The 13,256-nt window shown below is 45.2% G+C and carries 12 protein-coding genes; 9 read left to right on the forward strand and 3 right to left on the reverse strand.

Annotated features, from left to right (window positions below; translation table 11 throughout):
• Positions 1–93: 93 nt before the first annotated feature.
• The 3 genes from ACE1CM_RS16840 to ACE1CM_RS16850 are packed head-to-tail and all read left to right on the forward strand — an operon-like array spanning position 94 to position 6,501.
• Positions 94–4,068: an ATP-binding protein gene (locus ACE1CM_RS16840; protein WP_374878662.1), complete on the forward strand. Its 3,975-nt coding sequence runs from the start codon at positions 94–96 to the stop codon at positions 4,066–4,068.
• Between the two features lie 45 nt (positions 4,069–4,113).
• Entirely contained in the window at positions 4,114–5,307 is a 1,194-nt protein-coding gene (locus ACE1CM_RS16845) for a response regulator (RefSeq protein WP_374878663.1), read from the forward strand.
• A gap of 21 nt (positions 5,308–5,328) precedes the next feature.
• Positions 5,329–6,501 carry a response regulator gene (locus tag ACE1CM_RS16850; protein ID WP_374878664.1) on the forward strand — a complete coding sequence of 391 codons (1,173 nt, stop codon included), beginning with the start codon at positions 5,329–5,331 and terminating at the stop codon, positions 6,499–6,501.
• Between the two features lie 119 nt (positions 6,502–6,620).
• Here ACE1CM_RS16850 and ACE1CM_RS16855 read toward each other — a convergent pair whose 3' ends face one another.
• The gene (locus ACE1CM_RS16855; protein ID WP_374878665.1) at positions 6,621–7,265 is read right to left on the reverse strand and encodes a response regulator transcription factor; all 645 of its coding nucleotides are present in this window, start codon (positions 7,263–7,265) and stop codon (positions 6,621–6,623) included.
• A 719-nt stretch (positions 7,266–7,984) separates the two neighbouring features.
• On the reverse strand, positions 7,985–8,428 hold the full coding sequence (locus ACE1CM_RS16860) for a ferredoxin (RefSeq protein WP_374878666.1): 444 nt from the start codon (positions 8,426–8,428) through the stop codon (positions 7,985–7,987).
• Between ACE1CM_RS16860 and ACE1CM_RS16865 the strand changes: the two genes are divergently transcribed.
• From ACE1CM_RS16865 to ACE1CM_RS16890, 6 genes are all read left to right on the forward strand, one after another.
• Positions 8,422–8,679 (forward strand): hypothetical protein, encoded by a 258-nt coding sequence (locus tag ACE1CM_RS16865; protein ID WP_374878667.1) that lies wholly within the window; start codon positions 8,422–8,424, stop codon positions 8,677–8,679. The two genes, ACE1CM_RS16860 and ACE1CM_RS16865, sit on opposite strands and share 7 nt — an antisense overlap.
• A gap of 173 nt (positions 8,680–8,852) precedes the next feature.
• Complete coding sequence (gene groES / locus ACE1CM_RS16870; RefSeq protein WP_374878668.1) at positions 8,853–9,164, forward strand: co-chaperone GroES; 312 nt, start codon at positions 8,853–8,855, stop codon at positions 9,162–9,164.
• Positions 9,165–9,309: 145 nt separating this feature from the next.
• Positions 9,310–10,950, forward strand: coding sequence for a chaperonin GroEL (groL, locus tag ACE1CM_RS16875; RefSeq protein ID WP_374878669.1), 1,641 nt, complete (start codon positions 9,310–9,312; stop codon positions 10,948–10,950).
• A 371-nt stretch (positions 10,951–11,321) separates the two neighbouring features.
• Complete coding sequence (locus tag ACE1CM_RS16880; protein WP_374878670.1) at positions 11,322–11,591, forward strand: hypothetical protein; 270 nt, start codon at positions 11,322–11,324, stop codon at positions 11,589–11,591.
• A gap of 70 nt (positions 11,592–11,661) precedes the next feature.
• Positions 11,662–11,862, forward strand: coding sequence for a hypothetical protein (locus ACE1CM_RS16885; protein WP_374878671.1), 201 nt, complete (start codon positions 11,662–11,664; stop codon positions 11,860–11,862).
• 28 nt (positions 11,863–11,890) lie between these two features.
• Positions 11,891–12,175, forward strand: a complete 285-nt coding sequence (locus ACE1CM_RS16890; protein WP_374878672.1) for a hypothetical protein — start codon at positions 11,891–11,893, stop codon at positions 12,173–12,175.
• 59 nt (positions 12,176–12,234) lie between these two features.
• Here ACE1CM_RS16890 and ACE1CM_RS16895 read toward each other — a convergent pair whose 3' ends face one another.
• The gene (locus ACE1CM_RS16895) at positions 12,235–12,702 is read right to left on the reverse strand and encodes an NUDIX domain-containing protein (RefSeq protein ID WP_374878673.1); all 468 of its coding nucleotides are present in this window, start codon (positions 12,700–12,702) and stop codon (positions 12,235–12,237) included.
• Positions 12,703–13,256 lie beyond the last annotated feature (554 nt).

Raw genomic sequence — 13,256 nt, forward strand, 5'->3', positions numbered from 1 at the left:
CTCGATATCCCTTGGATAGGTGCAGGTCCACCGTTGCAGGTGCGATAGCGAACTTTGCGTTGCATTTTTTCCTATCTAGGACATTTTTAAACCATGATTGCTATCCCTGGTTACAAAATTGTAGAACAGATTTACGCCCGGTCAAAGACAGTCGTATATCGCGCCGTTAGGGAAACCGATCGACAATCGGTGATTATCAAAAGTTTAAAAACAGATTATCCTAGTTTAAATGACATTGCCGAAATCAGACAAGAGTATGAAATTCTCAAAAATCTGGATATACCAGGCGTTGTAAAACCTCTGGGTTTGGAAACTTATAGTAACTCAATTGCGCTGATTTTAGAAGACTTTGGTGGAATATCGCTGCAACAAGCGATCGCATCAAAGCAAAAAATAGAATTATCCCGCTTCTTGCACCTAGCCATCCAGCTAGCAGATGCCATCGGTCAACTGCATCAAAACAATATTATTCATAAAGATATTAAGCCGGACAATATCGTCATCAATTTAGCAACAAACCAGGTAAAAATTATCGATTTTGGCATGGCAACGCGCCTGACAAAAGAAACCGAGAGAATTAGCAATCCCAACTTACTAGAAGGAACCCTAGCTTATATTTCTCCCGAACAAACCGGACGGATGAATCGGTATATCGATTACCGCACTGACTTTTATTCTTTGGGGCTTACTTTTTATGAAATGCTGACGGGAACCCTACCTTTTACTGCCAAAGACCCAATCGAATTGGTACACTGCCATATTGCTAAAATACCAACTCCACCCGATAGGATCGAACCAGAAATTCCGCCAGTGGTTTCTGAGATTGTAATGAAATTATTAGCCAAAACAGCGGAAGACATATATCAATGTGGTTGGGGGCTAAAAGCTGATTTAGAAAATTGTCTAAATCAATGGTTAGCTACAGGAAAAATAGAAAATTTTCCTTTGGGGACGCAACAAATATCAGAAAAATTTCAAATAACCTCCGCTCCGATTAAGTGTCAAGTTCACAAAGTATTTGCCAGTCATATTCAACCTTGGAAAGAACCCTTGCGGCGTGCGATACCTAATTTTCTCACCGCGATTCAAACCAAACTCGAAACCGGCAATGTTGAATACTTGGGTTATGGTAGTACCGAATATTGTATGTATTTATTTTTCAGCGCCGAAAATCTAGAATACCTAGAGCAAAAGTATGGGTCTTATGAGGAACTACTGGAAAAGCTGAAACAAGAGTTAGGAACATATTATATAAAAATTGGTCGCCAAGCCGCCTTAAATTTAGCGGGTAAGGCAGATAATCCTTGCATTCTAACAGGTGAAAGTTTCAGCGAAGAAACAATGCTGCCGATGGTGGTTAAAGCCAATTTTAAAATGCTAATCTTTTGTTTCTATCTTTTCAAGTTAATTTTATTATATTTGTTTAAAAAATCCGATGATGCTGTAGAATATGCCGAGTTAGCCACCACCCAACTAGACGGTGTAGTCGGTATTCTTTATGTTGCCGAACATAATTTTTATTATTCTCTAGCACTGCTGGCGCGGTATCCCCATCTGTGCAAAAGCGAGCAAGCAGAATGCCTGGACAAGGTGACAAAAAATCAAGAAATGATGCAAATTTGGGCAGTTCATGCAGCGAGTAATTTCCAGCATAAATACGACTTAGTAGAAGCTGAGAAAGCAAGGGTTTTGGGGCAAACTTTAGTAGCAATGGAGTACTACGATCGCGCCATTCAAGGTGCTAAAGAACAGGAATACATTCAGGAAGAAGCACTTGCGAATGAATTAGCAGCAGAATTTTATTTTTACATTGGCAGACAGAAGATTGCTCAAACTTATCTAATAGAATCTCACTATGGATATACTTGCTGGGGAGCAAAAGCGAAGATAGCAGATTTGGAGTCTAGATATCCCCAGCTAGCTGCCCAAAATTATGCCAGAGAAAGTAGCACTATTCAGGGAACTACCACAAATACCACAACTGTTGGCACTTCGGGAGTTCTAGACTTGAGGACGTTTATTAAAGTCTATCAAGCTCTCTCCGGTGAAATCTCACTAGAGAAATTGCTGAATAAATTGATGAAGATTGCGATCGAAAACGCAGGCGCTCAAACTGGACTGCTGATTTTAGAAAAAAATGGAAATTTGTTGATAGAAGCAGCGGGTTCAGCGGATAAAGATGAGGTCGTCGTGCGGCAATCAACGCCAGTAGAAAACAGTAATATGTTGCCGTTATCTGCCATCAATTACGTCGTCATAACTCAAGAAAATGTGGTGTTAAATGATGCCACACAAGCCGGAATATTTACGACGGATAGTTATATTATCAGCCAGCAACCAAAGTCTATTTTATGTACTCCTATCGTCAATCAAGGTAAATTAATCGGGCTACTTTATTTAGAAAATAATCTGACAACTGGTGCATTTACTCCAGAGCGTATAGAGGTTTTAAACATTCTATCTTCTCAGATTGCCATTTCTCTAGAAAATGCCCGGCTTTTGGAAAACCTAACACTTGCCAAAGAGCAGTTAGAAGAATATTCGCGCACGCTGGAATTAAAATTAGAAGAGAGAACCCAGGAATTACAAGAAAGCAACTTGCAACTGCAACAAGCTAAAGCAAAAGCCGATGTGGCGAACCGAGCAAAAAGCGAATTTTTATCTAATATGAGCCACGAACTCAGAACGCCTTTGAATGGAATTTTGGGGTACGCGCAAATCCTCAAACGCAATACTCGGAAATTAGCTGGAGAAAAGCCAGATATCGAGCAACAAAAAGAAGGGCTGAATATTATTCAACAGTGCGGCGAACACCTGCTGACACTAATCAACGATATTTTAGACATTTCTAAAATTGCAGCTCAGAAAATGGAAATACAACCGAACAATTTTCATTTTGCCAGCTTTCTTAAAAGCTTGTGCGATATCATTCGCATTCGAGCGGAACAAAAAGCTATTGCCTTTATTTACGATCCCATTCATCCCTTACCTACTGGGGTGAATGCTGATGAGAAAAGGTTAAGGCAAGTTTTAATTAATTTACTAGGCAATGCTGTCAAGTTTACCGACTCTGGCAGCGTCACTTTCAAAGTAAAGGTGATAGATAATCCAGAAAAGCATAACCCATTACCGATTACCAAAATACGCTTTCAAATAGAAGATACAGGTATAGGCATGACACCGGAACATTTAACAAAAATATTTTTGCCCTTTGAGCAAGTAGGAGAGCGCCGCCGCCAGACTGAAGGGACGGGTTTGGGATTGGCAATTAGCCAGAAAATAGTCGAGCTAATGGGGGGCGAAATTAAAGTCAAAAGTACCTTGGGTCAAGGTAGCGTTTTCTGGTTTGATTTGGATTTACCAGAACTTGAACAATGGACTGATGCTCCCCAGACCGAACAACGTAATATTATCGGTTTTAAAGGGGAAAAACGCAAAGTTTTGGTAGTGGACGATAAGTGGTCAAATCGGGCAGTATTGGTGAATTTACTATCGCCTTTAGGGTTTGAAATTATTGAGGCAGTCGATGGTCAGGACTGTCTGAAAAAGGCTATTGAGTTTGAGCCAGATTGTATTTTAATGGATTTGGTAATGCCAGTAATGGACGGTTTTGAAGCAATTAGGCAAATTCGGCAGTTAACCGAACTAAAAGGGGTGGTAGTAATCGCTACATCTGCCAGCATTTTTGATCGGAATCAGCGCCAGAGTTTCCAGGCAGGCTGTAACGATTTTATCTCCAAACCTGTGGGTTACGAGATACTTCTTGAACGTTTACGGGTACATCTGGGTTTGGAATGGATTTACGAAGAAAAGGAGGAAGTAGAAAAGATAAAGGATGAAAATCAGCAGTCACTTCAAACGGCTATTGTGCCTCCGCCGAGGGAGCAAGTCAACGCTTTGCTCGATTTGGCAATGCGTGGCAACATCAAAGCCATTCTGGAACGAGTTGCTTTAATTGAACAATTGGATGAGAAATTTGTGCCGTTTGTCACCGAGGTGCGAAAGTTAGCCAAAGGTTTTCAGGTCAAACAAATTCGCGAGTTTCTCAAAGCTTATTTACCTGGATAAAATATTCGCAATTGAATTCATTGAAAAATCAGATAGGGTGCAGCTATGAACGCAACTACACAAGGCACTATTTTAATCGTTGATGATATGCCTAACAATTTAGGAGTGCTGCTGGATTGTTTAAATGAATCTGGCTTTGAAGTGTTGGTAGCAGAAGATGGGGAAAGCGCAATCGAGCAGGTCAAATATGCTTCCCCCGATCTGATTTTATTGGATGTACTGATGCCCGGAATAGACGGGTTTGAAACTTGCCGCCGCCTCAAGTCCGATCGGGCAACTAAAGATATCCCAGTGATTTTTATGACGGCGCTTAGCGATGCCGAAGATAAAGTCAAAGGGTTTAGCGTCGGCGGGGTGGATTATATCACGAAACCGATTCAACAGGCAGAGGTTTTAGCCCGCGTGACGACGCACTTGAGCATCCGCAACTTGCAAAAGAAACTGCAAAAACAAAACGAACGCTTGCAACAGGAAATCGTCGAACGCATCAAAGTCGAGAAAGAAATCAAACAACTCAATGAAAACTTAAAGCGCCGTACCATCCAGTTAGAAGCAGTAAACAAAGAACTAGAAGCTTTTTCTTATTCGGTTTCCCACGATTTACGCGCCTACGTCCGCAGACTTATGGCCTTCAGCCAAGTTCTACGAAACCAATATGAAAACAAATTAGACCCTCCTGGTAAAAATTACCTGCAACAAGTACGGCTGGCATCTGGGCAGATGAATCAATTGATTGATGGTTTGCTGCATTTGTCTTATGTGACTCGCAGCGAAATTTGCTTTGAAACTGTTAATTTAAGCAACATAGCGCGACAGATTGCGACTTCGCTGCGGCAAACCAATCCAGCAAGAGCAGTGGATTTTGTGATTGAAGAAGGCATAATTGTTCAAGGGGATAGGCGGCTGCTGAAGATTATGCTGGAAAATCTGCTGGGCAATGCCTGGAAGTACACGGGAAAAAACCTCGTGTCTTGGATAGAATTTGGCGTTGCTAATACCAATAACCAATTGCATAATACTGATAATGCCTTATATTTCATCCGCGACAACGGTGTAGGCTTCGACATGGTTGACGCTGAAAAACTATTTGGCACTTTCGTGCGCCTGCACAGCAATAAAGAGTATGAAGGAACCGGCATTGGTCTGGCAACGGTGCAGCGCATTATCCAGCGCCACGGCGGGCAAATCTGGGCTGAAGCAGCAGTAAATCAGGGGGCAACGTTCTACTTTACACTTTGAGCAAACATAAAAAAAGTAAATATGAAAAAACCAGAACAAAACACTATTTTAATTGTCGATGATATGCCCAATAATTTGGGAGCGTTGCTCGATTATTTGACCGATTTCGGCTTTGAAGTGTTGGTGGCAGAAGATGGGGAAAGTGCGATCGAGCAGGTGGAATATGCCTTACCAGATATAATTTTATTGGATGTACTGATGCCGGGAATAGACGGGTTTGAAACTTGCTCGCGCCTCAAGTCTAATCAGACTACTAAAGATATCCCGGTGATTTTTATGACGGCACTTAGCGATGGCGAAGATAAAGTCAAAGGGTTTAGCGTCGGCGGGGTGGATTATATCACGAAACCGATTCAACAGGCAGAGGTTTTAGCCCGCGTGACGACGCACTTGAGCATCCGCAACTTGCAACAAAAACTGCAACAACAAAACGATCGCTTGCAACAGGAAATATGGGATCGGATCAAAATAGAACAACAACTGCAAACGCGCACCACCCAACTAGAAGTTGCGAATAAAGAACTAGAAGCTTTCAGCTATTCAGTTGCCCACGACCTGCGTAACCCAATCACCAGTATCAACGGCTATATATGGGCGTTAGAAGAAGAATACGCTTCCCTGTTCGACGAAGACGGCAAACATTACTTGGAACGGGTACGTGTAGCAACAGAGCGCATGGAGCAACTAATCGACGATATCTTGCGCCTATCCCAGGTGACGAGCAGCAAGATGCAATTTGATACCGTTGATTTGAGTCACATAACCAAAGAGATTGCCATTTCTCTGCGCCAAACCTCAAACCAAAGAGAGGTCGAATTTATCATTGCAGAAGGCGTCGTGGTTCAGGGAGACTCGCCACTGCTTAAGATAGTCCTAGAAAACCTGCTCGGTAATGCCTGGAAGTACACCCGCAACAAACCCCGCGCTCGCATAGAATTCGGCGTCTTAGAACGGGGGATAGATACAGCATCTTCACTTCACACTTATTTTGTCCGCGATGACGGTGCCGGTTTCGATATGGCTAAAGCTGACAAACTTTTCGGTGCTTTCTGTCGCCTGCACGGCAAAAACGAGTTTGAAGGCACCGGCATCGGGTTGGCTACGGTACAGCGGATTATTCACCGCCACGGCGGGCAGATCTGGGCTGATGGGGAAGTCAATAAAGGTGCGACGTTTTACTTTACTCTGGGTTAGCGCCTCGCTATCACAAATTTTTTACCATAAAAGCTTGTAATAGGTTATAGGTAATGGGCAATTGGTCAAACTGCAAACAGTCCGACCCTGACCTATAACCCATGACCCATGACCCCCCCTTAAGCCATATTGTTTTCAATCGCCCAGCGTGCTAATTCTGTGCGATTGTGCAGTCCTGTTTTGCCCAACATATTTGATACGTGGCTTTCCACAGTGCGCTGACTCACGTTGAGTTCGTCCGCAATTTCCCGGTTAGCCAAACCCCGTGCCACATGCTGTACAACTTTTAATTCCGTCGGGGTTAACTGCACGTCAAACGGCACATGAATTCTCGTTGCTTCGTCTCCCTTGGCCTGATGCTGCAACAGGCGCGAGGTATGCTTGAGCGAGGATTCCACTTGCGCCACCAATTCTTCTGGTTCAAAGGGCTTGACCATGTAAACATCGGCACCAGTGTTCAACCCCTTGACCTTGTCTTGGCTTTGCCCTTTGGCGGAAAGGAATAAAACCGGAATCCAGCTGGTGCGAGGTTCTTCTCTAACATGTTTGACGAAGGTATAGCCGTCCATTTCCGGCATCATCACGTCGCAGATAATTAGGTCTGGCATTTCCTGATCGAGTACATCGAGTGCTTGGCGACCATTTTCTGCCGTGACTACCTCGTAGCCTCTAAATTCCAGGTAATCCTTAACCAGCAAAATCAGGTTCGGATCGTCATCTATTAACAGTAATCGTTTTGTATCTCTGATGCGAGTGTCTTTCATAGAAAACTCTTGGGAGCGTAGAAACGGGGTGATTCATCCGGTGCAGGAAACAAGGGCTTGGCGCGGTTTTAACCATTCCTGGCGGGGGGATAGGGAGAGGTACAGTCTCTATCCACTCCGTCATGCCAACGGCTGCTGCCATTGAACGAGAGCCGGAGTACGCTTACCCTGTACGGTGTAACGTTCGCCCTATCTTGTAGCGCGCTAAAGCGCGAGCAAGTACGCCAACGTTTAGGGTTTTTACAATCCAGAATGCACTGGATTAAACCCCATCGAGCTGTTTAACGTTCCGGTTCTAGCAGCCTTTAATCGCTATGGACGCATTTGAGGTTAGGTCTTTAACCCTTGTCCTCAAAGCAGCCGTTAGCCTGAGGCTGGTCAGCTACCTGAAACTGGGGACACAAAAGCCACCCATGTTTCAGCCGGGGGTGCTGACAAGATCTCGCCCGCAGTGTGGCAACCCTGTGGCTTGAACCCAGGGAGGAACGGGGCGATCTGAATAGATCCAGAGTCAAAATGCTCCAGTCCTTGACCAATAAACTTCCCAGTGTTCTATGCATTCTACTGACACAGTGTATCCCGCAACCTGTGAGCAAGGTCACAACTGGTATGCGGAATTTAAGGTCAGTAGAATGCATAATAGCAAAGGAAGTTTAGTAGTAATACGGAAGTATGCTGTATAAGTGCAATGATATTATAGTGGGTTTTAATCTGGGAAGTTAATCAAAAACACCTGTCTCAATTTCTGGTTCTGGTAAGGGATGGGTTAAGAACGCATACTCGTCTACGATCCGATTGCCGATCAGATGTTCCTGAATTATCCGCTCGATCGCTTCCGGCGTTGCATTACGATACCAGACTCCATCGGGATAGACGACCATAATTGGTCCAGCGGCGCATACTCGCAAGCAGTTCGCCTTGGTGCGAAAGATACAACCCGGTCGCGTGTCGGTTGGTTTATCCAGTTTCAGTTCCACAAGACGCCGTTTCAGATACTCCCAAGATGCTAAACTCGCTTCCTTCGAGCAACATTGGGGAACTGTCTGGTCTGCACAAATAAACACGTGTCGCTCAATTTGACCGAGTCCCAAATTTTTCACGCACGCTGCTAAGGCGCTATCGTTTTTCGGCGAGCAAGTTTCTAAAGTTTCATCCGATGACATTGTCGCTAGATTCTCCCTCATGCTGCTTTTTGGGTCATGGGTCATGGGTCACCTTGGGTGACCAACGACCTATTATCAACATTATGTGTAGCAGACTGCGGCAAGACTTAGGTACTATCTCGCCAGAAACCCGGTTTCTGCGTCGCTCTCTGGTTACCACACCCTGGATTTTTCCGAGAAACCGGGTTTCTTTACCGCGTCCTAGAGCGCCTCATAAGTATTTATACTTAGCAATTCTGGCGATGTGTTAAGTTCGGGAACCCGTACAAGAAAAATTGTTGCCATCGCGTTCCACTCGGTTTAAATTAGCACTCAGGAGATGAGAGTGCTAACTCTCGGAAGGGAAGTGGGAATTGAGCATGGATGTTCACCAATGACCCATGACCCATGACCCATCAAAATCTGTAGTCGGAGTATTGTTTGTATGGCAGCAGTATCTTTAAGCGTTTCTACCGTTAAACCGTTGGGCGATCGCGTATTCGTGAAAGTAAGCGCGTCTGAAGAAAAAACCGCTGGCGGTATTCTCCTACCCGACACCGCCAAAGAAAAACCCCAGGTGGGAGAAGTCGTCCAAGTTGGCTCTGGGAAGCGGAACGATGACGGTTCGCGCCAAGAAATGGAAGTCAAAGTCGGCGATCAGGTTCTCTACTCCAAGTATGCCGGAACCGATGTCAAACTCGGTGGTGATGAATACGTCCTGCTCTCCGAAAAAGATATTCTCGCGATCGTTAGCTAATAGCTAATGGCTAATGGCTAATGGCTAATGGCTAGAACAGCTAATAGCTAATGGCTAATGGCTAATGGCAAGAACAAGGCAATTAGCAGTTAGCAATTAGCAATTACCAATTACCAATCACCAATTATCAAAATCGTCGAAAACTATGGCTAAGCGCATCATCTACAACGAAAACGCTCGTCGCGCCCTGGAAAAAGGGATTGATATTCTGGCAGAAGCAGTTGCAGTGACTTTGGGTCCCAAAGGCCGCAACGTCGTGCTAGAAAAGAAATTCGGCGCTCCTCAAATCGTCAATGATGGTGTCACCATCGCCAAGGAAATCGAACTCGAAGACCACATAGAAAATACCGGCGTTGCCCTGATTCGTCAAGCCGCTTCTAAAACCAACGACGCTGCTGGCGACGGTACTACAACTGCTACCGTTCTCGCCCACGCAATGGTAAAAGAAGGTCTGCGGAACGTTGCCGCTGGTGCAAATGCGATCTCCCTCAAGCGCGGTATTGACAAAGCTACCCACTTCCTGGTCGAAAAAATCGCCGAACATGCCCGTCAAGTAGAAGAAACCAAAGCTATTGCTCAAGTCGGTACGATTTCTGCCGGTAACGACGAAGAAGTCGGCAACATGATCGCCGAAGCAATGGATAAGGTGGGCAAAGAAGGCGTCATCTCCCTGGAAGAAGGGAAGTCGATGACCACCGAACTGGAAATCACCGAAGGGATGCGCTTTGATAAAGGCTACATCTCGCCTTACTTCGCCACCGATGCCGAACGGATGGAAGCAGTTCTCGACGAACCTTTCATTCTGTTGACCGATAAGAAGATTGCCTTAGTGCAAGATTTAGTACCAGTACTAGAGCAAGTCGCTCGTTCTGGTCGTCCCTTGCTGATTATCGCCGAAGATATTGAGAAAGAAGCTTTGGCTACCTTGGTAGTCAACAAGCTGCGGGGCGTGCTGAATGTTACTGCGGTTAAGGCTCCTGGTTTTGGCGATCGCCGCAAGGCCATGCTGGAAGATATTGCCGTTCTGACTGGCGGTCAATTAATCACCGAAGACGCTGGCTTGCGCTTGGAAACCACCAAGTTGGATATGCTGGGCAAAGCCCGTCGCATCACGATTACCAAGGACAGTACCACGATCGTCGCCGAAGGTAACGAAAAGGCTGTCCAAGCTCGTTGCGAACAAATTCGCCGTCAAATGGAAGAAAGCGACTCTTCCTACGATAAGGAAAAACTGCAAGAGCGTTTGGCTAAATTGGCTGGTGGCGTAGCAGTCGTTAAAGTGGGTGCTGCTACCGAAACCGAAATGAAGGACAAGAAACTGCGCCTGGAAGATGCGATTAACGCTACCAAAGCAGCAGTAGAAGAAGGGATTGTTCCTGGTGGCGGTACTACCCTGGCTCACCTATCTCCTCAAGTCGAAGAATGGGCGAATGCCAACCTCAAGAATGAAGAGTTGACAGGCGCTTTGATCGTAGCCCGCGCCCTGGCTGCTCCCCTGAAGCGGATTGCTGAAAACGCCGGACAAAACGGTGCAGTAATTGCCGAGCGCGTCAAAGAAAAGGCATTTGACATCGGCTACGATGCAGCAAAAGGCGAGTTTGTCAATATGTTTGAAGCCGGAATTGTTGACCCCGCCAAGGTGACTCGTTCCGCGCTGCAAAATGCTGCTTCCATCGCCGGTATGGTGCTGACCACCGAATGTATCGTCGTTGACAAGCCCGAACCCAAGGAAGGCGCTCCTGCTGGTGCTGGCGCTGGTATGGGCGGCGGCGACTTCGATTACTAATATTCTCTGTTTCTTGTGGGGTGGGCATTGGAGCCTGCCCTCTCACAGGCAAGATGCCTGTGCTACAAGAGCCGCTTCCCTGGTGGAGGCGGCTTTTTTTATTGAACCGCAGAGGCGCAGAGAACGCAGAGGAAGATATAGCGGGTTGCGACATGATGGAATACAGTAGGGGCGGGTTTTACCAATCAATTGGTCGAACCACGAGATATCTCGTTAAACCCGCCCCTACAACCGGTGTATTTAACCAAGTCGCAACCCGCTGTAAGCAAGCGAACCAAATACTCATATAAAAATAGTTTTAGAACCAAGCTCCAGCCATATATTTATAAACCATTAGGCTCAAAACCCGGCAGTATCAAAACAGAGAGAGTATGAGGAGACTGCTTTTGGAGCCAGAAGAGTACTGTCGGCGGTGGGTTCCCGTTCACCAAGGCAAGCATCCGGGGGAGCGGGGGTACAGGGCAGCTTGCGTTAGAGAACTAGCGAAAGTTGCCGGAATTAAGGAAAGCACCATCGATATCAACTGGGGAGCCAACTTTGAAAAACGACCCAATTACATGCCGAGGCTACTACGCATGGCTGATGTCATCAACCAACTCAAGCAAGTTTTGCCGCTTCCCCCAGAATTCCCATTTGAGTAACTTCTCAAAATATACTATATTTTTATAAAAAATGACCCGTTCGTGGACTCCCCGATCAAGGAGGTTACAGTTGACGCAAGATAAAAATCGAAAGCTGTCGTTGGACGAGGCGGCGAAGGTAGTAGAGAATTGGGTTGACGATGTTAATGAAAGTGTGGATGATGTAAAAAAACGACAAGACACTGTAGAAAGACAACTTGAGGAACTTAAGAAACGAGTCGAGAAACTAGAAAACAAAAGTAGGCAGAAGGAAGATTTAGATGAACTCTAGCGATAGTTTAAATAGTTTGTTTGAAACGATGAAAAGGTCCAGCGAGAATCTTAAGAGGATATCGGCTGAATCCAAAGCTGCTGTGGAGAGAAACGAAAAGCTGGCAACAGAGAGTGCATTGGGACGACCAAAGAGAACGTCTGTCTTGGCGGATTTTGTAGATGACTTGGTTCACCGTCCACCCAATGCCGAACAGATACGTCAGTTGAAAGAGGCTATTTTGGCGGAACAAAAAATCCTCTCCCAAATTTTAGCGTTGATTGAAAAGTGGCAGAGTCACGAATCAGAAAATCAACCAAGGATAGAATCTTAAATGGGTAGGGTGCGTTAGCTTTCTTCGTAACGCACCGTCTAATCCAGGTGGTGCTGGACTCAGCAACCCGGTTTCTCGTTACCCGTCGAAACTGTGTTGGTAGAATACTTGACTAACCGATGCTTTAATCTCAAGTATTTCTCAATAATTTGCCCTGCTGATTGACCCATTATTACATCGTCACCGGGTCGATAAAATCGGATGGCAACGATGCCATCATTGGGTTGAGGACTGCCAATTGCTTCGATTAAGAATACAGCGTGTTGATTTTGACGCTGCCGATAGTCAACGGAGTGTACTCTACCCATATGATCGAAGAGAAATTGCGCCCAAACTGCTTCTAAACCCGTTTCTTCTCTAAGTTCTCGAATTGTCGCTGCTTCAGTTGATTCGCCTTGGTGTACCCCACCACCAGGTAAGCTATACACACCATTACTTTCTTGAACAATCAGAATGCCTGCGTTGGTTTCAACTATCGCAGTACCCCTGTGTCTAACGTGAATTTGACTTGTGTTGGGTAGGTTCATGGAACTGATTTGTAGGATGATTGCTCTTGTTTTCTACTCTGTCTCGCGGTGCAATTTCGTAAGCTTAGCTTTGGGAAAAAGCAATTCTGACGACTTGGCAGCAATCCCACACCCGAAAATTAGGGGAGCGTGGTAGCCTCGTCAATTCATTGCGAGGCTCTAACCCGACGCGGGCAGATTTATCTTCGGTAAATATTAATCAAATTAAATTAAAATTGGCTAGATATTTAAACGAGTAGTTTATAGTTAAAAAGCAACCTAGCACGAGGTGATAGTAATTGGCTAGAACTAGACCTGATAATCGATCGCAGAAATTCCACTGATTGTAGACAGCAAGCAGCACAGAGAACGATTGTCTCGTTTTCAAGCAGCGCAACAACTATACAATGCTTGTCTTAACGAAGCAATGGCAAGAATGAGACTGGTGATAAAGTCAGAAGCATACCTGCAATATCAAAAATTATGTTTCTGATGGAATTATTGGGCTAGATATTAATATTTCCAATATTGCTTTCGTAGGCGACAACAAAGCCGGATTGCTCCCTTTTGCGGAT

Source organism: Microseira sp. BLCC-F43, from assembly GCF_041929235.1.
Taxonomy (GTDB): Bacteria; Cyanobacteriota; Cyanobacteriia; order Cyanobacteriales; family Aerosakkonemataceae; genus Microseira.

Coding starts and splice junctions, on each gene's coding strand:
- ACE1CM_RS16840 (WP_374878662.1), top strand. CDS start 94: ATGATTGCTATCCCTGGTTACAAAATTGTAGAACAGATTTACGCCCGG.
- ACE1CM_RS16845 (WP_374878663.1), top strand. CDS start 4,114: ATGAACGCAACTACACAAGGCACTATTTTAATCGTTGATGATATGCCT.
- ACE1CM_RS16850 (WP_374878664.1), top strand. CDS start 5,329: ATGAAAAAACCAGAACAAAACACTATTTTAATTGTCGATGATATGCCC.
- ACE1CM_RS16855 (WP_374878665.1), bottom strand. CDS start 7,265: ATGAAAGACACTCGCATCAGAGATACAAAACGATTACTGTTAATAGAT.
- ACE1CM_RS16865 (WP_374878667.1), top strand. CDS start 8,422: ATGACATTGTCGCTAGATTCTCCCTCATGCTGCTTTTTGGGTCATGGG.
- ACE1CM_RS16860 (WP_374878666.1), bottom strand. CDS start 8,428: ATGTCATCGGATGAAACTTTAGAAACTTGCTCGCCGAAAAACGATAGC.
- groES (WP_374878668.1), top strand. CDS start 8,853: ATGGCAGCAGTATCTTTAAGCGTTTCTACCGTTAAACCGTTGGGCGAT.
- groL (WP_374878669.1), top strand. CDS start 9,310: ATGGCTAAGCGCATCATCTACAACGAAAACGCTCGTCGCGCCCTGGAA.
- ACE1CM_RS16880 (WP_374878670.1), top strand. CDS start 11,322: ATGAGGAGACTGCTTTTGGAGCCAGAAGAGTACTGTCGGCGGTGGGTT.
- ACE1CM_RS16890 (WP_374878672.1), top strand. CDS start 11,891: ATGAAAAGGTCCAGCGAGAATCTTAAGAGGATATCGGCTGAATCCAAA.
- ACE1CM_RS16895 (WP_374878673.1), bottom strand. CDS start 12,702: ATGAACCTACCCAACACAAGTCAAATTCACGTTAGACACAGGGGTACT.